This window comes from Prosthecobacter sp. (genome assembly GCF_044236155.1).
Taxonomy (GTDB): domain Bacteria; phylum Verrucomicrobiota; class Verrucomicrobiia; order Verrucomicrobiales; family Verrucomicrobiaceae; genus Prosthecobacter.
In genome coordinates this window covers 72,287-95,074 of record NZ_JBIIHA010000020.1, presented here as the reverse complement: position 1 = coordinate 95,074, position 22,788 = coordinate 72,287, and the positions used below count along the sequence as shown (strand labels likewise).

At 60.4% G+C, this 22,788-nt stretch carries 20 protein-coding genes and 1 tRNA gene; 6 read left to right on the top strand and 15 right to left on the bottom strand.

Annotated elements, in window-relative coordinates; translation table 11 throughout:
- Positions 1–38: 38 nt before the first annotated feature.
- The 8 genes from cmk to ACILSE_RS16545 all read right to left on the bottom strand — a co-directional run bounded on the left by cmk (position 39) and on the right by ACILSE_RS16545 (position 7,375).
- Positions 39–680: a (d)CMP kinase gene (cmk, locus tag ACILSE_RS16580; RefSeq protein WP_395718534.1), complete on the bottom strand. Its 642-nt coding sequence runs from the start codon at positions 678–680 to the stop codon at positions 39–41.
- Positions 677–2,062 carry a 3-phosphoshikimate 1-carboxyvinyltransferase gene (gene aroA / locus ACILSE_RS16575; RefSeq protein ID WP_395718533.1) on the bottom strand — a complete coding sequence of 462 codons (1,386 nt, stop codon included), beginning with the start codon at positions 2,060–2,062 and terminating at the stop codon, positions 677–679. The genes cmk and aroA overlap by 4 nt, the downstream gene beginning before the upstream one ends.
- A gap of 6 nt (positions 2,063–2,068) precedes the next feature.
- Complete coding sequence (locus tag ACILSE_RS16570; protein WP_395718532.1) at positions 2,069–2,932, bottom strand: prephenate dehydrogenase; 864 nt, start codon at positions 2,930–2,932, stop codon at positions 2,069–2,071.
- A 109-nt stretch (positions 2,933–3,041) separates the two neighbouring features.
- Positions 3,042–3,551 carry a hypothetical protein gene (locus ACILSE_RS16565; RefSeq protein ID WP_395718531.1) on the bottom strand — a complete coding sequence of 170 codons (510 nt, stop codon included), beginning with the start codon at positions 3,549–3,551 and terminating at the stop codon, positions 3,042–3,044.
- A 32-nt stretch (positions 3,552–3,583) separates the two neighbouring features.
- Positions 3,584–4,681, bottom strand: coding sequence for a DNA polymerase III subunit beta (dnaN, locus tag ACILSE_RS16560; protein WP_395718530.1), 1,098 nt, complete (start codon positions 4,679–4,681; stop codon positions 3,584–3,586).
- A gap of 106 nt (positions 4,682–4,787) precedes the next feature.
- Entirely contained in the window at positions 4,788–5,435 is a 648-nt protein-coding gene (locus ACILSE_RS16555; RefSeq protein ID WP_395718529.1) for a hypothetical protein, read from the bottom strand.
- A 64-nt stretch (positions 5,436–5,499) separates the two neighbouring features.
- Positions 5,500–5,575, bottom strand: a tRNA-Ala gene (locus ACILSE_RS16550).
- Positions 5,576–5,644: 69 nt separating this feature from the next.
- Entirely contained in the window at positions 5,645–7,375 is a 1,731-nt protein-coding gene (locus tag ACILSE_RS16545) for a tetratricopeptide repeat protein (protein ID WP_395718528.1), read from the bottom strand.
- A gap of 187 nt (positions 7,376–7,562) precedes the next feature.
- Here ACILSE_RS16545 and dnaB point away from each other — a divergent pair, with 187 nt between their 5' ends.
- On the top strand, positions 7,563–9,074 hold the full coding sequence (dnaB, locus tag ACILSE_RS16540) for a replicative DNA helicase (protein ID WP_395718527.1): 1,512 nt from the start codon (positions 7,563–7,565) through the stop codon (positions 9,072–9,074).
- Positions 9,075–9,077: 3 nt separating this feature from the next.
- Here the strand turns inward: dnaB and mscL are convergent, their stop codons facing one another.
- The 6 genes from mscL to ACILSE_RS16510 form a co-directional block, all read right to left on the bottom strand.
- A complete protein-coding gene (gene mscL, locus ACILSE_RS16535; RefSeq protein ID WP_395718526.1) occupies positions 9,078–9,485 on the bottom strand; it encodes a large conductance mechanosensitive channel protein MscL in 408 nt (135 codons plus the stop codon).
- Positions 9,486–9,565: 80 nt separating this feature from the next.
- Positions 9,566–11,407 carry an acyl-CoA dehydrogenase family protein gene (locus ACILSE_RS16530; protein ID WP_395718525.1) on the bottom strand — a complete coding sequence of 614 codons (1,842 nt, stop codon included), beginning with the start codon at positions 11,405–11,407 and terminating at the stop codon, positions 9,566–9,568.
- Positions 11,408–11,425: 18 nt separating this feature from the next.
- Complete coding sequence (locus ACILSE_RS16525; protein ID WP_395718524.1) at positions 11,426–13,462, bottom strand: 3-hydroxyacyl-CoA dehydrogenase NAD-binding domain-containing protein; 2,037 nt, start codon at positions 13,460–13,462, stop codon at positions 11,426–11,428.
- Positions 13,463–13,494: 32 nt separating this feature from the next.
- Positions 13,495–14,766, bottom strand: a complete 1,272-nt coding sequence (locus tag ACILSE_RS16520) for a thiolase family protein (RefSeq protein WP_395718523.1) — start codon at positions 14,764–14,766, stop codon at positions 13,495–13,497.
- Complete coding sequence (locus ACILSE_RS16515; RefSeq protein ID WP_395718522.1) at positions 14,763–16,247, bottom strand: phenylacetate--CoA ligase family protein; 1,485 nt, start codon at positions 16,245–16,247, stop codon at positions 14,763–14,765. Before ACILSE_RS16515 ends, ACILSE_RS16520 begins: the two co-directional genes overlap by 4 nt.
- Positions 16,201–17,235 (bottom strand): patatin-like phospholipase family protein, encoded by a 1,035-nt coding sequence (locus ACILSE_RS16510; protein WP_395718521.1) that lies wholly within the window; start codon positions 17,233–17,235, stop codon positions 16,201–16,203. The genes ACILSE_RS16515 and ACILSE_RS16510 overlap by 47 nt, the downstream gene beginning before the upstream one ends.
- Positions 17,236–17,243: 8 nt before the next feature.
- Between ACILSE_RS16510 and ACILSE_RS16505 the strand changes: the two genes are divergently transcribed.
- Genes ACILSE_RS16505 through ACILSE_RS16495 form a run of 3 tightly spaced genes read left to right on the top strand, consistent with a single transcriptional unit; the run spans position 17,244 to position 18,641 of the window.
- Positions 17,244–17,597 carry a hypothetical protein gene (locus ACILSE_RS16505; protein ID WP_395718520.1) on the top strand — a complete coding sequence of 118 codons (354 nt, stop codon included), beginning with the start codon at positions 17,244–17,246 and terminating at the stop codon, positions 17,595–17,597.
- On the top strand, positions 17,594–18,055 hold the full coding sequence (locus ACILSE_RS16500) for a Spy/CpxP family protein refolding chaperone (RefSeq protein WP_395718519.1): 462 nt from the start codon (positions 17,594–17,596) through the stop codon (positions 18,053–18,055). Before ACILSE_RS16505 ends, ACILSE_RS16500 begins: the two co-directional genes overlap by 4 nt.
- The gene (locus ACILSE_RS16495; protein WP_395718518.1) at positions 18,030–18,641 is read left to right on the top strand and encodes an RNA polymerase sigma factor; all 612 of its coding nucleotides are present in this window, start codon (positions 18,030–18,032) and stop codon (positions 18,639–18,641) included. Before ACILSE_RS16500 ends, ACILSE_RS16495 begins: the two co-directional genes overlap by 26 nt.
- Before the next feature lie 5 nt (positions 18,642–18,646).
- Here the strand turns inward: ACILSE_RS16495 and ACILSE_RS16490 are convergent, their stop codons facing one another.
- Positions 18,647–20,923 (bottom strand): bifunctional SulP family inorganic anion transporter/carbonic anhydrase, encoded by a 2,277-nt coding sequence (locus ACILSE_RS16490; protein WP_395718517.1) that lies wholly within the window; start codon positions 20,921–20,923, stop codon positions 18,647–18,649.
- 216 nt (positions 20,924–21,139) lie between these two features.
- Between ACILSE_RS16490 and pelA the strand changes: the two genes are divergently transcribed.
- Both pelA and ACILSE_RS16480 read left to right on the top strand, forming a co-directional pair.
- On the top strand, positions 21,140–22,372 hold the full coding sequence (gene pelA, locus ACILSE_RS16485; protein ID WP_395718516.1) for a pectate lyase: 1,233 nt from the start codon (positions 21,140–21,142) through the stop codon (positions 22,370–22,372).
- Between the two features lie 43 nt (positions 22,373–22,415).
- Positions 22,416–22,778 (top strand): hypothetical protein, encoded by a 363-nt coding sequence (locus ACILSE_RS16480; protein WP_395718515.1) that lies wholly within the window; start codon positions 22,416–22,418, stop codon positions 22,776–22,778.
- The last annotated feature ends 10 nt before the right edge of the window (positions 22,779–22,788 follow it).

The window sequence follows — 22,788 nt, the reverse complement described above, 5'->3', positions numbered from 1 at the left end:
ATGGGGGCATTCATTCGTCATTCCTCATTCTGGTTTCGTCATTGCAGCCGGAGTGCTGCGATCACCTGCTCGACGGCCTGGTCGAGGGTGATATGGGAGTTGTCGATGACCGTGGCGCCGTCTGGAATGACGAGGGGGCTGTTTTTGCGCTGTTTGTCGAGGCGGTCACGTTCGGCGATCTGGTCGGCATGTCCCTGGGCTCCACGACGGCTGGCGCGGACCTCCTCGCTGGCATCGACGTAAATCTTGTGCGGACTGTGCGGGAAAACGACGGAGCCGATGTCGCGGCCTTCCATGACGAGCGGGCCGATGGCGATGAGCGCGCGCTGTTCGGCGACAAGGCGTTCACGCACCTCCGGCACGCGGGCGACGAGTGAAACGGCACGGTTGACGGGATCGCTGTTGAGTTCGGCGTCGGTGAGGGTGTGGGCGGCGATGCAGACCTGGGTTTTGCCTTCGACCACAGGTGATTCGAGCACAATGCCCGCCGCGGCGTTTCGAACGGCGTCGGCGTCATTTGGATCGACATCGCTCTTCAGAACGGCCCAGGTCATGGCGCGATACATGTTTCCGGTGTTCACATAGGTGTAGCCGAGCCTTTGCGCGACGAGGCGCGCGATGCTGCTTTTGCCGGAGGCGGCGGGTCCGTCGATGGTGATGACGGGATGCGGCGTGCTCATGAGGACTTGGCGCGGTTCATTTTGTCCACCAGCGGCTGCGGAACGGTGGACATGACGGGAATGGGACGCGCGCCGGTGTCGCCGAGCAAAAACAGGTCAAGGTGATGCTCGAAACCGGGATAGGAAGTGGCGATGCACTCGGTGCCCTCGATGGTGGTGGTGCCCTCGGCGAACAAGCCGGCGACGAGGAAGGCCATGGCGATGCGGTGATCCCCCCAGCACGGAAGCGTGGCTCCCTGCAATTTCGCGCCGCCCTCGATCTCCATGCCGTCCGGATGCTCGGTGACTGTGACGCCCATGGCGCGGAGGTTTTGCGCGACAGCGGCGATGCGGTCGGTTTCCTTGACGCGGAGCTCGGACGCATCGCGAATGAGCGTTTTGCCGCGGGCGAGAGCGCCTGCGACGGCGAGGATCGGGAGTTCGTCGATGACGTTGGGAATTTCCGCGCCGCCAATGACGGTGGCGTTCAAATCTCCACCGCGGACGGTGATGTTGCCACGCGGCTCGCCATCGGAATGCGTTTCCGAGCTGGTGACGAGCGCGCCCATGCGCAGGAGGACCTTGATGATGCCGGTGCGGGTGGGATTGAGACCGACGTTTTTGAGCGTGATCTGCGCACCGGGCGTGGCGGCGGCGGCGACCATCCAGAACGCGGCGCTGGAGATGTCCCCCGGCACGACAATGTCGGTGGCGCGCGGCTCCTGACCTCCATACACAGTGACACAGTCGTCCTCACGGAGCCATTTGATGCCGAAGTGGGTGAAGAGGCGCTCGGTGTGGTTGCGGGTGGGAACCGGCTCGACAACGGTGGTTTTACCCTGGGCAAAAAGTCCGGCGAGAAGGATGGCGCTCTTCACCTGGGCGCTGGCGACAGGGAGCTTGTAGTAAATGGATTTCAGGTTTCCGCCCTCGACGGTGAGCGGAGCGCAGATTTTTTCACCCTGACCGGTGATCTTCGCGCCCATCTGGCCGAGCGGATCGGCGACGCGCTTCATCGGGCGGCGTGAGAGCGAGGCATCGCCAAACAGCTCGGTTTTGAAGTTCTGGCCAGCTAAAATGCCGGACAGCAGACGAATGGTGGTGCCGGAATTGCCGCAATCGACGGGTTTGGAGGGCGCTTTAAGCTTCATGCCGTTGCCGGTGATGGCGAGTTTCACAAGGCCGATGCCTTCCACCTCCTCAAGGGGCTCGACAGTGGCTCCGAGGGCCTGCATGGCATGCACGGTGCAGAGGCAGTCCTCGCTGGGCAGGAAGCCGTCGATCACGGTGGTGCCCTTCGCAAGTCCGGCGAACATCGCGGAGCGGTGGGAGATGCTTTTGTCCCCGGGGACGGTGATTTCGGCGGGGATGCTTTTGAGTTTCTTCGACTTGAGGCTGGCCATGGTGTGTCAACCCGCCGGAAGGAGGTCGCGCAGGGCCTTGGCCTTGGCGAGGAAACGGCGGAGGGCTTCTTCGTCCATGCTGCGGAGCATTTCAACAAGCTCTAGCATCGCCCCTGCGGCGTCTTCGAGCGCGGAGATGACCTCGTCCTTGTTGTTTAGAAAAATGCCGGCCCACATGGCCGGATCACCACCGGCGACACGCGTCGTGTCACGAAAACCGCCGGCTGAGCTATCGAGCACGCTGGTATCACGCTGCAAGGCCGCGAGCGTGGTCAGAACGGCCATCGCATGAGGCAGGTGGGAAATCCGCGCGACACAGTGGTCATGTGCCTGCGGGGTCATTTCCCGCACGCGGCAACCAAGCTTCATCCAAAATGCCCGCAGTCGGTCCAGGTGCTCGCGCCGGGTGTTTGGCGTCGGCGTGATCAAACAGGCGGCGCGATGAAACAAATCGCCGCTGGCATTCGCAAGGCCGGTTCGCTGCGAACCGGCCATGGGGTGGCTGCCGATGAACACCGCCTTCGCCTGGGTCAGAATCGGCTCGAGCGTCTCCACCACGCTGCCTTTCACACTGCCCACGTCGGTGACGAGCAAATCATCCGCAAGTTCGCAGGCTGCCATCTGGCGCGCGATCTCCGGCATGTGCTGGATGGGCATGCAAAGTATGGCCAGCGAGGCGCCATGAACCGCCTCGGCCACGCTGGTGGTCGCAAACACCGCAGGCATCTCGCGCCGCACTTCCTGCGCGGCTTCCTCCCTCCGTGCCCAAACCCGTATTTCCACACCGGGCATGCGTTGCAGGATGGTTTTGATCAACGAGCCTCCAAGCAGGCCGGGACTGAAAATGGCGATGGAGCGTTCGGCGGACAAAGCAGGGAGCGGTTGGGCGTGAACAGGGTATTTACAGCCCAGCCGGGGAAGCCTGAGGGCGTTTTGCCATTTACGACGGGAAAGAACGATACCTGGCCGTCAAAAGCCTTCAGGGCACACGGAATACTTTGCCTGTGTAAGGGCAGCGCGCTTTCTGGCCGGACTGGAAGTCACGCACGTCGATGGCCTGTCCGTTCGGATCGAACGGGCTCTTCACGAAACCGGGCTTGCCGGTAATGCGAGTGGCGTAAGGAATCTCTGTCGGAGCGGCAGGTTGCGGAGACGCTGCCGGAGCCGGGCCAGTGGAGGGCGGTGGTGTGTTACCGGGTGGTGTGACTGTGACCGGAGGCGGTGCCGTTGTGGAACCATTCGCAGGGGGAGTGGTGACCTGAGTGCCGGTGGGCGGCGCGTTGGGATCCGGGGGTTGCACGGCCGCGGCGTTCGGATCGGCCATGTTCACGCCCTCAAAGAACTGGGTCTGCTCCGGTGGGGCGCCGTAACGCGGCGGCACATCAAGCGAGCGACCACCTCCGGGCGACGGCGGCTGGGAAGGCCCATAGCATGCCGTCAGACTGGCAACGGACGCAATCAGAAGGAAGGCTTGCGACTGGCTTTTCATAGTGTGTTCAGGTGAGGTAAAAAATCGCACGATCAGGCATTCACGCGCATGGGCATCAGCACATAAAGGAAATTCGTGCCGGTGCGCAGCACTCCGGGGCTGATCTCGTCGATGAGGTGCAGATGAACCTCGTCAGCGCTCAGATTACGCAAGGGTGCCATCGCGAACTCAGGATTGAAGGCGATGGTGATGGCCGCGCCCTTGTAATTGATGGCGAGCGTTTCACGCGCCTCACCGACATCGGGCGAGGAAGCCACAATCTCGACGCTGCCGGGCGTGAAAATGAACTTGATGGAGTTCGACTTGTCCGTGGTGAGCAGCGAAACACGGGAAATGGCACGAAGGAAGCCTTCGCGATCAAGCGGAATACGCTCTTTTGACTCGCCGGGGATGACCTGGCGGTAGTTCGGGTAATTTCCGTCGATGAGCTTGCTGACGAGCAGGCTGTCGCCGAGATCGAAACCGACCTGCGAGCCAGTCACACGAATGGACACCTCGCCAGAATCGCCCAGGAGGCGGGAAAGCTCGTTCACGGCCTTGGTGGGAACGATGATGTCAATTTCCTGGCTCTGCGGAAACTCAAGTTCCTGCTCAACCATCGCGAGACGGCGGCCGTCGGTGGCGACCATCGTGAGCGCGTTGTCCTTGAAGGAAAACAGGATGCCGTTGAGCACATAACGAGTCTCGTCGGTGGAGATGGCATAGCTGGTCTTGCGCAGGCAGTCACGAAGCACTTGCTGCTCGATGCGGAACTCGCGGGCGTCGTCAAAACGCGGCAGCGCGGGGAATTCCTCGCTGGTGAGCCCGAGAACTTTGAAAAAGCTGGGGCCGCTTTTGATGGATGCCACGTTCTTCTCATCCACCTTGACCTCGATTTCTTCGGAGGGGAGTTCACGCACGATAGTGGCGAGACGGCGTGCAGGAAGCGTGGTGGCACCGGGTTCGTCCACCTCGGCAGACACTGAGCAAGTGACGCCAACATCCAGATCCGTGGTGGTCAGTTCCAGAACGCCGTCCTTGGCCTTGAGCAGGACATTGGAGAGGATGGCGAGCGTGGTGCGCGAACTGACCACGTGCTGAACCTGGTTGATGGCGCCCAGGAAGGATTCCTTGCTGATAGTGAACTTCATATAAAATACCTGCTTTGGGGCGATTTGTTAACAAACCCCGATGAAACGGCAAGGATATTGAGCGGAAAAATCCGGGTGTCTAACTGCAATCTGCGCTCTTTGCCGTTCACGGCGCATTCACCTTCCGCGGCGCTGACTCAAACGACGCAGGCACTGGCACACCGAAAACCTCCGGCTGCTTTTGCGGCTCCGGCGAGGCTGCGGGGGCCAAATGCTTGAAAAAATCATCAAACCTCAGGCTGCATTGCAGCCGGCGCTGGTTGCCGTCGATCTTGGGATTTACCTGGATGACCGCCTCGGTGAAAGGGGGACGGCTTTTCATCTCCTTCGCTCTTTCACGGGCCTCCGCGAGGCTGAGCGACTTGTCCTTGATGATCGCATCGAGTTTTTCGAGGTCCGCACGCGTCACGCCGCCCCACAGCTTCCTCCATGCGTCTGGCTCGATAATCACCACCTGCACATTCGTCCAGCATTTCGTCTTCGGCGTGACCTGCTCCCAAAAACCGGCGATCAGCATGAACCGCTCATCAATATCAAACTGACGCAACGCGTCGCCGAGACCAATCGGCGTGCGATATTTTGCAACCTTCGGGTTCACAGGCACACGACCATGATCAGGATTCGCGCTGGCAGGGATGTCCCATTTTTGAGTGAGACTTTCGGGCTGATACTCGCCAAAAAATGTGGCTCGGAGCCAATGCTCAAACTGCAGACCGTGGCTTTGCACCTCAAGAGCAACCAGCTGAACCGACATGGCCACCAATACCAAGCTCAAGATCGCCGGTGTGGGTCTCATGGCTGTTTGCTGGCATTTTTTTTGGTGGAGCATAGCGGGTTCGAACCGCTGACCTCCTGCATGCCATGCAGGCGCTCTACCAACTGAGCTAATGCCCCGGAATAAAAACCGGCCCCCCTAGTTTTGGGGAGCCGGAGACTAGCAAAGTGCTCTGTTTTGACAAGCGCTTATTTCTTCTTCTTCGCATCACCAGCAGGCGCGGCGGCGGGTGGAGCGGGGGCCGCCGCAGGAGCGCCAGCGGCCTGGGGCTTCGGCAGCTTGTCGAAGATCTTTTTCGCCTCGGTGACCTCGTCAGGCTTCATCTTGTCCTCAAGCTGCTTGAGCACATTCGCCGTCACATCCGAGTCGGCCTTGTTGCCGCTCTTCTGGGCGAGTTCGTCGGCCTGCTTGGCATAAGCCCACGCACGGGCGAGTTCCGGTGTTCCCGGGACAACACCCACGGCATAAAGATTCGCGAGGCGCAACATGGCGAGCGCATTTCCCTGCTGGGCGGCGTCAGAGTAATGACCGGCGGCCACCGTGCGGCTCTGGCGCACACCAGCACCCTGTTCGTAAAGAATGCCAAGCGCGATCTGGGCAGGAGCAAAGCCCATGTCGGCGGCGCGCTGATACCAGCCTGCGGCAGCCACCAAATCCTGCGTGGTTCCGGTGCCGTTAGCATAGAGGCCGGCAAGACGATTCATGGCTTGGGCGATGCCTGCGGTGGCGGCCTTCATGTGGAAGGCGAAGGCTTTCTGCGGGTCTTTGTCCACCACGGTGCCGGTTTCGTAATAGACACCGACGTTGTAGAAGGCTTCGGCCAGATTGTTCTGCGCGGCAAGACGGTAGAGGTCGAGGGCGCTCTTGGGGTTCGGCTGGATGAGGATGTTATCCTTGTCGAAATTGCCGTTCTCATCACGCTTGCCCTTCGGATCCTTCACGATGCCGGTTTCAAACGCGTTGCCAAGACGGAACAGAGCCTGGGGATCGCTGCCATTCGCGGCCTTGGTGTAGTATTCAAACGCCTTGGTCACGTCCTGCTTCACATCAGCGCCATCCTGGCCGACACCGTTTTCATAAATCTGGCCAAGGATGCGGTTCGCGGCGGCGAGACCTTTTTCCGCAGAGTCATTGAACATCTTCAATGCGGCGGCGACGTCCTTCTTGACGAGCTTGGGGCTTTCCTTGGTATCCGGATCGCCATTCAAAAGGCGGGCACCATAGGTGCTCAATGCCACCGCATTGCCCTGCTTGCCGGCTTCGATGAGAAGGTCGAGGGCTTTCTGATGATCCTGAGGGACGCCTTCAACTCCAGCGGAGTAAAGCTGGGCCAGACCGAGGGTGGCCTCGCCGTCGCCTGCCTTGTTACCCTTTTCTAGAAGCTCCTTGGCCTTCGCCACACTCTTCTCGACAACCACAACGCCTTTTTCACCTTCGGTGACGCCTTGGAGATGCAACTGGGCGAGCATGCGGCGCGCCACCTTGTTATCAGCAGCCTCGGCCTCCTTAATCAGCTTGATGGCCTCTTTGGCCGCTTCCGGGTTCTGGGCGCCGGCCTGCATCAGCACCTGGGCGAGTTCTGATTTGGCAAGAACCTGTCCTTTGTCGGCAGCCTTGCGATAAAGAGCGGCCACTTCGTTAATATTGGCACCGCTCAGGACTCCCCAGTGCGCCAGCGCATAGGTCGCGTCCTTGTCGTCCTTTTGGGCGAGTTCACGGACCTTGGCGACAGCCTCGTTAAAGGCTTTGTTGATGTCGGCATTGTTGGCGCCGGGATTGGCCTGGACTTTCTTTTGCTCGGCTTCGAGCGCAGTGAGGACATCGACGAATTCCTTGGAGGCTCCGGGCATTTCGGCGGTGTCGAGACCGGCGACCGCGACCATGGCCGCGAGTTTAAGTTTGATGGCTGTGAGTAACATATGGTTGTTTGAGGAGAGGCGCTTTTGACCCGCCTATGCGGGGAGCGTTTATTTTTCAGAAGAAAGCCCATGAAAATCAAGCATTTGCTAAAACATTTTTGTTAAGGCCTCCGAAATCCCGCACACAATCTCATCCGCCTGCGGCGTTGACGCGATTCCCCCGCCCTGCCATTCTGACAGCCCCCGCATGGCTGACAATCCCACTCCCAACGCCGCCGCAACAGCCCCCTCCCCAGGCGGGGCCATGCCCGCTCAGGGCCGGGAGAATTTCAAAAAGCGCAACGAAATCCCCTCCGCGGAGGAGCTTTTGGCCTCCTTCAATCGGGCATTGCCCTTCAGCGACGAGGCGGAAAAAGGCGTCCTTTCCTGCCTTCTCCAAGACCCCAACGAGCGCCTCAGCGATTGCCGCGTCAATCTGCCCGCCCTGGCTTTTTATCACGAGGCGAATCGCACCATCTACGAGAAGCTACTCGAATTTTACGACAAAAACCTGCCTGTCGATCCCGTGACGCTCACCCATGCGCTGCGCGAACAAAACCTTCTCGACAAGGTCGGCGGCGCGGCGGCGATCTCCGAACTCTTCGCTTTCGTGCCCATCCCGGCGCACTTCCCGTTCTACAAGAAGATCGTGCTCGACAAGCACGTCCTGCGCGAGCTCATCCACGCCAGTTCGCTGAACATTCATCACGCTTATGAGCATGGAAAAGAGCAGATGGATGAGAATATCGACACGCTTATCGATCACGCCGAGCAGCGTGTTCTCGCCGTGCGCGAATCATTCGGCTCCAAGGAGGGCATCAAGACGCTCTCCACGCATGTCATGGATGCCATCGACAGCATCCAATACATGCTGGAGCACCCCGGCCAGCTCCGCGGCCTTTCCACCGGCTACAGCAAGCTCGACGCGATGAGTTCCGGCCTGCAAGGCGGTGAAATGTTCGTCATCGCCGCCCGTCCATCGATGGGCAAGACCTCGCTCGCGATGAACATCGTCGAGCACATCGCTGTGGACTGCAACACGCCCTGCGCCGTCTTCAGCCTCGAAATGAGCGCCACGATGCTCGTCCGCCGTCTGCTCGTCTCCCGGGCCCGCCTGAGCATGCAGGATCTCTCGCGTGGTCTTTTGTCACGCGCACAGCAGGACGCTCTTGCGAAAGCCACCCGCGACCTGCAAAAAGCCCAGATCTTCATCGATGAAACCCCCGGCCTCGACATCCTGGAGATGCGGGCCAAATCTCGCCGCCTCAAAAAGCAGCACGGCATCCAGATGATCATGATCGACTACCTCCAGTTGGTCACCAGCGGCAGTCGACGTGCCAAGGACAACCGCCAGATCGAAATCGCTGAAATCTCCGCCGGAATCAAAGGCCTCGCCAAAGAACTGAACATCCCGATCATCGTCCTTGCCCAGCTCAATCGCGCCGTCGAATCCCGTAAAGGCCAGCGCCCTGTGCTCTCCGACTTGCGCGAGTCCGGCTCCATCGAGCAGGATGCCGACATGGTCGGCTTGCTCACCCGCTCCGACTACGCAGGAGCCAAGATGGAAGTCGAGGACGAGGAGGCCGAGGAGAAAAAGAAAGGCGAGGCCATGCTCATCCTCGCCAAAAACCGCAACGGCCCCACCGACGACGTCCTCCTGCGCTTCATCGACCACGCCATGCGTTTCGTCGAACGAAGCGAGGAAGCCGAGTCGCCTTGATGCTTACTTCTTCAGCAAGTCACGGATCTCCGTGAGCAGAGCGATGTACGCGGCAGGCGCGGGCGGCGGTGCCTCCGCCTCCTGCTTCTTCATCATGGTCATCAGCTTGTTCATCGGCTTGACGATCACAAAGAAGATCACCGCCGCCGTGATGACAAAACCGATGGCCGCGTTGATCACCATGCCGAAATCGAGCATGTTCGGGAGTTTTTCGCCCTTTTCATTCACGAATTCCCCGATCTTGATGCCCAGCGACACATTGGGATTGCCGCCAATCGCCTTGAGGATCGGCTCGATGATGCCTTTCGTGAAAGCGGTGACAATGGTGCCGAACGCCGCGCCGATGATGACACCGGTGGAAAGGTCGATGACGTTGCCTTTGAGGATAAATTGCTTGAACTCGTTGAGCATGGCGGTGGATGTTTGAAGTGGAGTGGCCGGGTGATCGCACCCGGCCACCTTTTACCTCATCCAGCATCCACCGCGCCAGTTCAAAGTTCCTGCGCCACCTTCCAGCTTTCCGTGTCGAGTCCGGCACGCAGCTTCGCAAAGCTCGATGCGATGCGCTCGCGGGTGATCTTGCCGAAGAACTTCACCAGGCGTACCAGCTTGCCGATCTCAGCCTCCGCCATCGAAGAATCGGTGATTTTCGCCTCCGCATGAGCGAGCGCACAGCTCCACACAAAAAGCTCAGCGCCCACATCGACGAAGTGACCGAGCAGTACCTGCCGTTTTTCAAGCTTCGGCCCGTTCATCGCCATCGCGAGGAACAATTCACGCGCCAGCTTACGGCTGAGCCTGGCGACGGCGTCCAGATCGCCTTGCAGCGCAGGATGCAGCAACTCCTTGGCATCGCCTGAGCCAAACGGCAGCCATTTGAGCGGATACCACTTCGCGTAGAAGCGTGCGGCACGCGTCGCAGCCTTCGCGCGAACCTTCCAAGGTAGCGTGGAGTTCACCGCCTCGGCCCCGAGCCGCAGATGCGGCTCCAGCGCCTCGCGTGCAATGAACAGTCGCATGATCTCGCTGCTGCCTTCAAAGATCGTGTTGATGCGCGAATCGCGGAACAAGCGCTCCACCGGCTCCGGTGCCTCACCACGTGCTTTGAGCGATTGCGCCGTTTCAAACCCGCGCCCACCACGAATCTGCATCGTGTCATCCATGATGCGCCAGCACTTCTCGCTGCCCCACAACTTGCCGATGGCGGCCTCAAGGCGCACATCAGCGTGCTTGTCCTTGTCCACGAGCGCGGAGACATAGTGCACGACACTTTCCATCGCGAACGTGTCAGCGGCCATTCGGCTGATTTTGTCAGCAATGGCAGCATGTCGGCTGATCGGCTGGCCCCACTGTTCACGCGACTTTGCCCAGCGCGTGCTGATTTCGAGGCAGCGCTTCGACAGACCGGTGCAGGCAGCTGGCAGCGTGATGCGCCCCGTGTTCAGCGTCGTCAATGCCACCTTCAAGCCACGACCGACACCTCCGAGCACATTCGCCACGGGCACGCGCACGTTTTCAAAACGGATCACGCCGTTGTAGAGCGCCTTCAGGCCCATGAAGCGGCAGCGGTGCATGATTTCGACACCTGGCCAGTTTGTTTCAACGATGAAGGCAGTCGTCGCATGCGGCTTGTCCGGCAGCGGCGTCTTCGCCATCACCACGATCATGCCCGCCTTGGTGCCATTCGTGCACCACAACTTCTCGCCATTGAGCACATAATGGTCGCCATCGAGCCTCGCCTCGGTCCTCATGCGTGCCGGATCGGAGCCGACATCATTTTCAGTCAAAGCAAAGGCACTGATCTCGCCTTTGGCGCAGCGCGGCAGGTATTTCATCTTCTGCTCCTCCGTGCCGAACAAGATGAGCGGCTGCGGTGCACCAATGGATTGATGCGCCGACAACAGCGCAGCCAGATTGCCGCACCGGCTGCCCAGCAGCATCGCTGCACGCGAGTAATTCGTCTGCGACAGGCCCAGACCGCCGTATTTGACCGGGATCTTGATGCCAAAGGCACCAAGCTTCGCGAGTTCGCTCAGCAGCACGTCAGGAATCTCGCCGGTGGCATCGATAGCATCAGGGTCGGCATGTTTGTCGAGCACCGCTTCGAGACGGTGCAGGAAAGCATCACCCTGGTCGTGATCTTCGACGCTTTGTTTCGGGAACGGCAGCAGTTTGTCGAAATCCGGTTCGCCAAAGAAGATGCCAGCGGCGAGACCGGTGTTGCGACGTTCGTCGCGGGCGGCTTCCGCCATTTCCAGCGCGGCACGCTGTCCCGCATTCATGCGGGAGGTGTCGATGAGTGTTTTTGTTTCTTCGAGTGTGTTAGAGTTCATGGCCTTGTCCTCCAATGTTCAATAGTCAATGATGCCCGTATCCCGGGCGAAAGTGATGGGACCGCCACGGAACGGCGGGTAGCCGGTGCCGAGCACCATCGCGAGGTCGATGTCGTCGGCGTTGCGTGCGATGCCTTCTTTCAGGCAGCGCATGGCCTCCTGACTGAGCAGCAAGGCCAGCTTGGTGCCGATACTCTCATGCCTCGGCAGATCGTTGTGAACCTCAGGCGGGATCTCACGCCCCTTTTCATAGCGGTAGAACCCCTGGCCCGACTTTTTGCCGAGATGACCGGCTGCAACGAGCTTGTCGAGCGCTTCGGATCTCGGAAAACGGTCTGGGAAGGCCTCAGCGAGTGTTTTGGCAACGTGCATGGCCACATCGAGGCCAATTTCATCCAGCAGGCGCATCGGGCCCATCGGCATGCCGAACTCCAGCATGGCATCGTCGATGTCCTTCACCGGCACACCGCTTTCATGCAAGCGCACGGCCTCCATGAGATAAGGCACCAAAATGCGGTTCACGAGGAAGCCGGGACTGTCCTTCACGACTACTGGAGTCTTCCCGAGCTTCTGCACAAAGCTCACCGCAGTGGCGAGCACGTCCGGTGCGGTCTCCGGCAGAGTGATGATCTCCACCAGCGGCATGCGATGCACGGGATTGAAGAAATGCAGTCCGATCACACGCTCAGGATGCGGCACGTACTTGGCCAGTTCGGCAACGGAAAGCGCGCTGGTGTTCGTGGCGAGGATCGTGTCGGCAGAAACGCGGGCAGCGAGATCGGCAAAGATCTTTTTCTTCAGCTCCATGCTCTCCGTGGCTGCCTCGATGATGAGATGATGACGATTCAGTGGCACCGGCGTGTGTGTGGTGTTGATGCGATCGAGAGTGTCACGCCCCTGCACCTTGCTGACGAGCCTCCTGCGCGTGGCGTCTGAAACGAGGCCATGAATTCGCTCCAGGCCACGCGCGAGGCTGTCGTTGGTGACGTCAGTCATCAAGACCCGGACGCCACGCGAAGCGAGTGTGTGCGCGATACCAGCCCCCATCACGCCTGCGCCGACGACAACGGCGTCGTGAATGGGAATGGCCGTTCCAACGGCCGCAGGCCGTTTATTGGCTTCTTCGCGCTTGAAGAAAAGGTCGATGAGCCGCGTCGTGTCGCGGTTCTGGATGAGTTCCGCCACGGCATTGCGTTCGAGCAGCAATCCATCATCAATTTCCCCGCGCACGGCATGGGTGACGACTTCGATGGCTTTCGTGATCGAAGGATAAAGGCCGCGTGTCTTCGCCAGCGCTTTCTTCCCAGCGAAATGGCGAATGACTGGCGCAAACAGGTTTTCGACGTGGAATCGCGTCACAGGACGTTTTTCACGAGCGAGACGACGGGCGAGCGTTTCGAGATGCTCAGGAGCCACCACATGACTCACGAGGCCCGCATGCTTGGCAGCAGAAGCATTCAACAGCTTGCCCGCAGTGATGAGATCAAGTGCCTTGCGCACACCAACGAGACGCGGAAGGCGCGTGGAGCCACCCCAGGCCGGCAGGATGCCAAGCTGCGTCTCTGGCAGGCCGATCTTCGTCGATTCGTGATCGCTCGCGATACGCCAGTCACACGCGAGCGTGACTTCAAAGCCACCACCCATGCAAGCACCGTGAATCGCGGCGATCTTTGGCATGCGCAGCCTGGCGAGGCGGTCAAACACGGCCTGACCGAGCCAGATCAGATCATTCACTCGCGCATACGGCATGCTGCGGATGGCCTTCAGGTCAGCGCCAGCGACGAAGATGCGATCCTTCGCACTGCGCAGCACCAGCGCCTTCACGCGAGTGTCATGTTCCAGCAACTCAAGGTTGTGATTGAACTCCCGCAGCGTTTCCTCATTCCACACGTTGGCGGAGGATTTCGGTGAATCGAAAACGAGCCACGCGATGCCATCGTGGTCGATGTCGAGCTTGAAGTGCTTCGGTGGGATCGGATGTCCGTGGACGATCGACTCCAGCACGTGTGGAGGATCATGAATGACGGAGGGGCGGTCGATAAGGAGCGTTTTCATGGTGGGTTGGATGTGGTTGGTGAGCTTGAAATTCATAGGGCTTCGAGGCAGGCGGCCATTCCCTGACCACCACCGACACACAGGCTGACGACGGCACGCTTGGAGTCGGTGGCATGAAGTTGGTTGAGCGCGGTTTGCACCAGACGTGCTCCACTGGCACCCACCGGATGGCCGAGCGCGATAGCACCGCCGCAGGCATTCACTTTCGCCGGATCGAGTTCGCCAAGAGGAACCTCCAAACCAGCACGGCGGGCACTGACGGGATCGGCGAGGCATTTCATCACGGCGAGCACCTGGGCCGCGAAGGCTTCATTGATCTCGACGACATCGGCGTCACCGAGCTTCCATCCACTGCGATGCAGCGCCGCGTCCATCGCACGCACGGGGCCGAGACCCATGCGCATCGGATCACAACCGGTGGCGGCGTAGCTAACGAGGCGACCAATAGGTTTCCAATTGTGAGCCGCAGCCGCCTCCTCGGTCGCCACCAGCATCGCCACGGCACCATCGGTGATCTGCGAGGAGTTTCCGGCAGTTACGCTGCCTGTGACCGTGTCGAACAGCGGCTTCAATTTGCCGAGTTTTTCGAGACTTGAGTCAGCGCGGATGCCGTTGTCGGCAGAAATGACGTTCCTTCCAAGAACGGGGGCAATTTCCTGGCTGAGCAGATGATTCGACTGCGTGGCGCGCAAATGACTGCGCATCGCAAAGACGTCCTGCATCTCACGTGAGATGCCAAACTCGCGAGCGAGCACCTCGGCGGTCTGTCCCATGTTTAAAGCCGAAACCGGGTCGGTGAGGCCAATCTTGAGTCCAACGACCGGCGCAAAGTCAGCGGGACGAAATTTCAACGCGGCAAGCGCACGGCCCTTGAGGTCACGCGCACGACTCATGGCAGCGAATTTCGCCATCGCAGGCTTCGAGAAGTAGAGCGGCATGTTGCTCATGCTGTCCGTGCCACCGACGATGAAGACCTCCCCCTGCCCTGCACACATCTTCGCATGCGCGAGCGTGATCGCTTCGAGGCCCGAGGCGCAATTGCGATGCACGGTCATCGCCGGCTTCGACTCCGGCAATCCGGCGCGCAGAGCGATGACACGGGCGATGTTCATCGCGTCCGCAGGCTGGCCGACGCAACCGAGAATGGTTTCATCGACAAGCATCGGATCGATGCCCGTGTGTGTGAGCAGCGAACTGACCGCGTGGCGGCCGAGTTCAACGGCCTCGAGGTGGGCGAGGTCCGTTCCCGCACGTGAGAACGGCGTGCGAACGGCAGAGATGATAACAAGAGAGGGAGTTTTCATGATGTGAGGGCAAGTTGAGGGTTGGGGGCGGCTTTCGGGCGGCGGTCGGCGATCTTTTCCTCTTTGAGAAGGCGTCCGATGCCGAGTTGCTCGCGCATTTCCGGCAGGGAGTGGAAGTGCAGCTCGTTCGGCGTGATTTCGGTGGCCTCGTGGAAGCGGCGGGTGACAGCGAGTTCGACATCGGCCTCACGGATGCCAGGCTCGGTGGCCAGGTGGAGATGAACTTCGTCGGTTTCGAGCGGATCGTCGTGACGCTTGCGCAATTCGATCTGCCAGGCAGCAATCCCGCGCTGATCGTCGAGCAGGTGTTCGAGCACGTTGAAGTTCACCAAGGTGCCCTTGAGCTTGTCCATGTTCAGCTCCTTGACCTCGCTGACACGCGAGATGGGGCCTAGCAGACGCGGGCAGGTGCGTCCGCAGTTCGGGCATTTTTCCCAAGTGAGACCGCCTTCGGCGATGTCGCCGGTGCGGTAACGCAGCACCACCGTGCCACGCGCATTGAGCGGTGTGAAGACAATCTCACCCGCCTGGCCGTCCGGAACGAGTTGGCCAGTCTTTGGATCGACGATCTCGATGAGACCCAAGTCGGGACTCAGGTGATAGCCGAACGAGTCATGCGATTCGCCGACACATTCCGGGAAGGCCATCTTGGCTTCGGTGAAGCCATAAGTCGCCATCACATGCACATCCGGGCTGCCGAGCGCCGCGGCGAGGTCACGCAGGCGAGCACGCAGGCCATCAGCGACTTTTTCGCCACCGAGCACGAGACGCTTCAAGTTCGGCCAACGTTTGCCAGTCTCATGAGCCTCACGCAGCACGTGGTAAATGAACGTCGGCATGCCGATGAGGATGTCCGGCTGGATTTTGTCGATGAGCTTGATGTTTCCATCCGTGCCGAGCGTCTTGCCGCCGCCGGTGCTCAGCATGAACGTGCCGAATCCAAGCCCCGCATGATGTGCCAGCCAGAAGGCGAGATGCGGCGCATACGGGAAGAGATTGATGTGGCGGTATTCGCGCTGTGAGCGGCCTGCGAGCATCAGGCGTGTGCCGCTGAGGTCGAGATTCGCCAGGTCATGCTTCGTGTATAGGAAGGGCACGGGATCAGAAGAGCGTCCCGTCGTGCTGGTGAGCAGAATCGGACGGAACTCGGCCTCGGCACGCTCTTTGGCGGCCTTTTTGCCGTGCAGCAGCGCGGTGAGGATCATGCCGGGTTCGTGACGCAGCACGGCCTCGTCAGGCATGAGAACGAAGTCGCGAGGATTAGCGAGATCCTTCTTTGAGGTGAAGGGAACGCGGCTCCAATCCTCGAAAGAGGCGATGCCTCGTGGATCAATGCCTTTGTCTTTAAAAACGCGCCGGTAGTGCGCGCTGAACGGGATGACCCGACCGCCGAGGTAGTCGCGCAAGGTTGCTAGTTGCCAGCTTTTCCAGACTTCAGGCGGCGAGGCATTCCAATTGGGTGTGTGACGGAGCAATTTCATGGCTGATTGTCTCCTGGTGGATGGTTGGGTTGTGCAGCAAAGCACGGATGGCAGGCAGCGCGGCGATGGTGGCGTCGCGACCGGCCTGCAGATACTGCGAGAAATTTTCAAAGTCGTGCCACGACGAGGCAGCGAAGCGCGGGTGGATCACGACGTCAGCTGCAGCCTCCTCTTTGGTGATGAGCCGAAGCTGCGCAGCCATCAGGGCGCGGCGGAAGGTGTCCAGCACGTTTCCGTGAGCGAGGAGGTTCACCTTGTGCCAGAACGAGCGGAACAAACGTCCGAACAGATGCCGGCCGGCGCTGTCGTCAGTCGCGAAGGTGCGATCGGTGCGCGCCTCAAAATCCTCCGGCATCGGCATCACGTTCACCGCGATAATGTGGTCGAGATGCAGGCGCTCCTTGAGCAGCGTGACCGGCAGCGGCTCGGACGCGCCGCCGTCCGTGTAGCGGCGGCCATTGAGATGAACCGGGGCGCAGATCGCCGGGATGGCCGCGCTGGCATGCACGGCGTGTGAAACAGAGCCCGAATCAAAGACATGCGGCGTGAGCCGGTCGAGATCGGTGGCGACGACGATGAGCTGACGGTCGAGATCCGCAAAAGTCCTCGATCCCACATCACGCTCGAGGTGCTGGCGGATGCGGTCGCCACGGATCAATCCTTCGGATGGCGGCAGGATGAAATCGAGCAGCTTCTTGAGCGTGGCACGGTCCTTGATCTCGCGGGCACGCACCTCAAGCGCCGAACCATCCAAACCCGCCGCCCAAAGCGCGCCGACATAAGCGCCCATGCTGCATCCAGCGATGGCGGTGATGGGAATGCCTTCCTTTTCCAACACTTGGATGACACCCGCGTGCGCCAGACCACGCGCCCCGCCGCTGGAGAGCACAAGGCCGATCCGCGGCAAATTTTCTCCCCCTGAGCCGTGCTTGTGGCTTTCTTCGGCACGGCTCCATCCCTGGAAGGGCGGGTGGAGGCTGGCGTTCATGGCCTGCGGTGATTGTTCTCCTTGTTAGAACCCCAAAATCGAAAAATGATTCAAAAGAAGTGCATTTTGTGCATAAAATGTCCGCGATGAACGACCAAGACCTGAACCGGATGCTGAAGCACGCCGCCACGGCCGGACCCGCCGCAATGCCGCCACGGCTTGAAGACGAGATCATGGCGCGGGTGCGAGTGGACGACGGGCGCATGCGGCGCTGGCGCTCATTTGTGCACTGGCTGTTGATCCTGGCCGCCGGCGCCGGAATACTGACCGCGGGCGTGATCGGCTGGTCATTGGCCTTGCGCGACAAAACACACACAACCCCGCCCGCGATGAACCTTTTCCGCGAGGGGGCCGCACCATGACCTCCCGTGCCAAATGGATGATCGCAGCCGTGCTCTCATCGGTCATGCTGGCCGGGCTCACCGCCTGGCTTGTGACGGACTGGACGCTTCATCGCCATGGCGAGGGACACGCCCATGATCATGGCGGCACCGACTTTCACGCCTGGATGCACGAGCATCTCGACATCACGCCCGAGCAGCATGAGAAACTGGAGCCCATCGAGCAGGAGTTCGAAAAGCAGCGATCACGTCTGAAAGAGGAGATTCGCACCGCTGGACTGGCCTTGGCTGCCGCAATCAGCGAGTCCAAGGTGGACGAAGCAAAGCTGCAGGACGCGCTCGCAAAACTGAACAAGGCCCAAGGCGACCTGCAGCGCATGACGCTGGATCATTTCTTCGCGATGAAGCGCTACCTGCGTCCCGCGCAGGCGAAAAAACTGGTGCAATGGACCCATGACAGCCTTGCCCGCGACCATTGATCTCCTCAACACGGTGACCGATGACGCGACGCAGGAATGTGTGGAGCGGCAGAAGGTGCTCGCCGCGCAGTCAGGCGACATGACGGCTTTTGAGTGGCTGGTGAAACAGAATGAGAAGCGATTGTTCGGCTTCTGCACGCGCTGGCTTCACTCCAACGAGGACGCCCGCGAAGTATGTCAGGACGCTTTTGTGCGCGCATGGCAGGCGCTGCCAGAATTTGAGGTGCGCGCGAAGTTTTCAACGTGGCTGTGTCAAATCGCGCTGAATCTGTGCCGTGACCGCGCCAAATCCCGCGCCGCACGTCAGAACGAAAGCACGATCACTTTGGACGATGTGGACAAGCCGCCGTTGTGCACGCAAAGCACTCCAGATGAGAACGCCGAGTTGCAAAGCGAGCTGCAAAAGCTCGACCGCGGTCTTGCCCTGCTTCCTGAAAAACTCCGCGCCGCGCTGATGCTCACCGCAATGGAAGGACTGAGCCACGAGGAATGCGCGCTGGTGATAAACTGCTCCGTGCGTGGTGTCGAAGGACGTGTTTATCGCGCCCGCCAGATGCTGATGGAGTGGTGGGATGAGAACAAGTGAGCAGCTCACGCCACCGCCACCATCGGCACACCGAGCTTGCCGGTGCTGGACTCCGCGGTCTGGAAAAAGCTCACCTCGCCGCTGGTGACATCATAAAGAGCACCCACGATGGCGATCTTGCCTTCGAGCACGAGCTTGTCGAGCGTGGTGCTGCGCTGGCGGATGGTCTTGATGGTGCGGATGACGTTGAGGCGCGAGATTTCGTTCGTGTAGGCGGCTTTTTCACCAGGAGCCCACGCATCGGGCTTTTTGAGCGTGGCGGGATTGATGGCGAGCTGAATTTCCGTGACGAGACCGTCGAGGTTCGCACACGGCGTTGCCTCGCTGGCTTTCTTCGCGGCGACGAGCAGATCGACGGCGGCATTCACCGCGCCGCAGCTCGTGTGACCGAGCACGACGACGAGCTTTGATCCCACCACGGCGGTGGCGTATTCCAAACTGCCGAGCAGCTCGGCGGTGGCGATGTTTCCAGCCACGCGGGCGCTGAAGATGTCGCCGAGACCGAGGTCGAAAACGGTCTCCGCAGGCGCTCGCGAATCGATGCAGCCAAGGATAGCGGCCATGGGGAACTGCCCGGTGGATGTGGCGGTGACTTGACGGCCAAAGTCACGCTGGATGCGTTCACCGGCGAGGAAGCGCTGGTTTCCAGCCTGCAAAATCTCGAGCACAGACTGCGGTGTGAGGCCGCTCTGCACCTCGCGGCTCGTGTAGTCGATGAACTGCACGTAGTCGTCGAAGAAGTTGTGATCCTTCATGCCGATGAAGCTCACCTCGATGCCACGGGCGGGCGCGGTCTTGTCACGCAGATCGGAGAGCAGGTCGCGAATGTCCGGGTCGATGAAATCGGTGCCGCGGGCGTCGATGAGCACGCGGCCGCCGCGTGGCACGCTGAAAAAGACTTTTTCCAAAGCAGCGCGGTTCAAGAAGCTCACCTGGTTCGCCAGCTCGATGCGCAGCACATCGCCCATCGCGTGCTTTTCCATCACGCGGCGCAGCGGGCGGCGCAGATTGCTGTGCAGGATGAAGAGAATGCTGCTCCCCAGGCCGATGAGCACACCGGTGAGCAGATCGGTGAGCACGATGGCCGAGATGGTGATGATGAAGGGCAGAAACTGCGGCGCTCCCTCGGTCCACATTTCTTTGAAGAGCTTCGGGCTGGCGAGCTTGAAGCCGGTGGTGATCAAAATGGCCGCGAGAGCCGAAAGCGGGATCTCATTAAGCCAGTGCGGCACGGTGACGACGCAGACAATGAGCAGCACGCCGTGCAGGATGGCGCTGAGTTTCGTCCTGCCGCCGGAGTTGATGTTCACGGAGGAGCGCACGATGACGCTGGTCATCGGCAGGCCGCCGATGAGGCCGGCGATGAGGTTGCCGGTGCCTTGCGCGACGAGTTCGCGGTTCGGCGGCGACTGGCGCTGGTCGGGGTCGATCTTATCGACGGCCTCCAGATTGAGCAGTGTTTCCAGTGTGGCCACCAGCGCCACGGTGATCGCGGCTTTGAAGACGAGCGGATTGCTGAAGTGCTCCACACCGGGGAATTGCAGGAAGCCGAGGAATGCCTTGAAATCACCCGCCGCGGGGACCTGCACGAGATGCGAGGCCTTCACCTCCCATGCGTGGCCCATCTTCCGCAGGATCAAATTGATACCAACACCGAGCACCACCACGATCAGCGCGGAGGGCACGGGCAGCTTTTTCAGCGCCTTCACCTTGTCCCAGGCCAGGAGGAACAAAACAGACGCGATGCCGATCAGCGCCGCGCCGGGCAGGATGTCCGAAAGCGTCGCCAGGAGCTCGGTGAAGGTGTTTTCATGGTCCGGCTGCTCAAAGCTCATCTCGCCCTCCACATCGGCGTCATGGCCGAACACATGCGGGATCTGTTTGAGGATCAAAATGAGGCCGATGGCGGCGAGCAGACCCTTGATGACGCTCATCGGGAAAAACGAGGCGATGAAGCCCAAGCGGAAGGTGCCCATCAAAATCTGGATCACGCCCGCCATCGCCACCGCAGCCAAAAAGGCCTCAAAACTGCCCAGCGCCGCGATTTGCGCCGCCACGATGGCCGTCAGACCCGCCGCAGGTCCGCTCACGCTCTTGTGCGAGCCACTCAGCATGCCCACCACGATCCCGCCCACGATCCCCGAGATCAAACCCGCAAAGAGCGGCGCATTCGATGCCAGCGCGATGCCAAGACACAACGGCAGCGCCACGAGAAACACCGCGATGCTCGCGGTGAGGTCTTTGGGCAAAGTGACGGACAGAGGCGCTTGGTTGTGAGGCATGGTCAAGACGCACTGTAGAGGGTCTGTTTCCCGATGCCAGTTTTTCAAAGCGAAACTTCCAAGGTTCCCAAATCTGATGTGGCGGTTGCCATGACAAGCCTCCGATGGTTCTTTCGCGTCGTTCCGAGGCTCCGTCTGTCGATCAGGCGAATGGATGCTGGGCATCACAAAATCCGATTGGTCCACCGCTGCCGCCTCATTAGCCATTTCATCACCATGCGCCTCTCTCGAGCCCTTTCCGTCCTTTTGGTCCCTTCGGTCCTTTTCGCCGCCGAAAAGCCCTTCACGATGCTCACCGACGACCTGCTCGCGAAGCTCCCCGAAGCCCAGCGCACCGAATGGACCGCCTACATTGCCAAATCGAAGGCCTTTGCCGCCGAGGAGCACCGCCTTCTCGATGAAGAACGCACCAAAGCCGAGGCCAAGCCCGCGCCGGGCAATCGCGCCGAGTTTGAGTTCGATAGCGACACGCCTGCGGAGTGGTTTGCCAGCGCGGAAAACCAAAAGCTCGCCAACATCGTCATTAGCTACCAGACACCCACCGGCGGTTGGTCAAAGGCCGTCGATTACACAAAAGGCCCGCGCCAGCCCGGCACGCACTGGACCTCGCAAAAAGGCGACGCCTGGCACTACTGCGGCACCTTTGACAACCGCACCACCACCGAGCACATCAAGTTCCTCGCCGGTGTCTTCACCGCCACGAAGCGCGACGACGTGAAGGCCGCGCTGATGAAGGGTCTCGACTACGTTTTCGCCGCGCAGTATCCGAACGGCGGCTGGCCTCAAAATTACCCCGTCGAGCGCGGCTACCACGAGGCCATCACGCTCAATGACGATGCCATGATCCACGTCCTGGAGGTCCTCCACGACCTCGCCGAGGGCGACAACCACTTCGCCTTCGCCGATGCTGCGCTGAAGCAGCGGGCGCAGGCCGCGTTCGACCAAGGCATCGCCTGCATCGCCGCCATGCAGGTCCGCATCGATGACCAGCCCACCGTCTGGTGCGCGCAGCATCATCCGCTCACGCTCGAGCCCGTCAAAGCCCGCGCCAAAGAGCCGCCGTCACTCAGCGGAGGCGAATCCGCAAACCTCGTGAAGTTCCTCATGCGCAGCGGCCCCACCACGCCCGAAGTTGTCGCCATCATCGAGTCCGCGCTGAAGTGGTTCGACGCCCACCGCCTCACCGGCCTGCGCAAAACGAAGAACGACCAAGGCAAGACAGACTACATCGCCGACCCCGCCTCCACCGCCGTCCTCTGGGCCCGCTTCTACGACCTCCAAACCGCCAAGCCCATCTTCGCCGGCGCCGACGACGGCATCGTCTATCACACCTTCCAAGAAATGGCCGCCAAAAACAAAGTCGCCTACGACTTCTTCAGCACCCGCCCCGCCGAACTCCTCGGCAAGGAACTGCCGAGGTGGAGGAAGAGGCTGGAGAAGGGGAAGTGAAGCGATATTCCCTAAATCACAATCGATCAGCCACCTCAAACTCATGCCTCCCTACTGGTTCTCATTCGTGCAAAGGCACGGCTTGATTGGTCGCGAACTCTCCGTTCCAGAGGAATGTGACAGCTCCGGTGTTGGTACTGAGATCGAAATCCTCGACGAGTCGGGCATTCAATCCGAACAAACCGACCTCTATCCGGGAATTGCCGTAGCCGAGGCTGGTTATGTTCCAGTCGGCGGATGCAATATTGGGACTGGTGACCCCTATTTCATCAACACCCGCGATGGAGAAGGAGGGCCATTGTATCGAATTTATCATGATGAGGTCGTTGATGGGCACTTTGACGCGACCAAGGCGATTGCTGTGGTTCTCAAAGACTACAGAGAGTTACTGGACTTTATAGGCTAGTGAGTTCGCC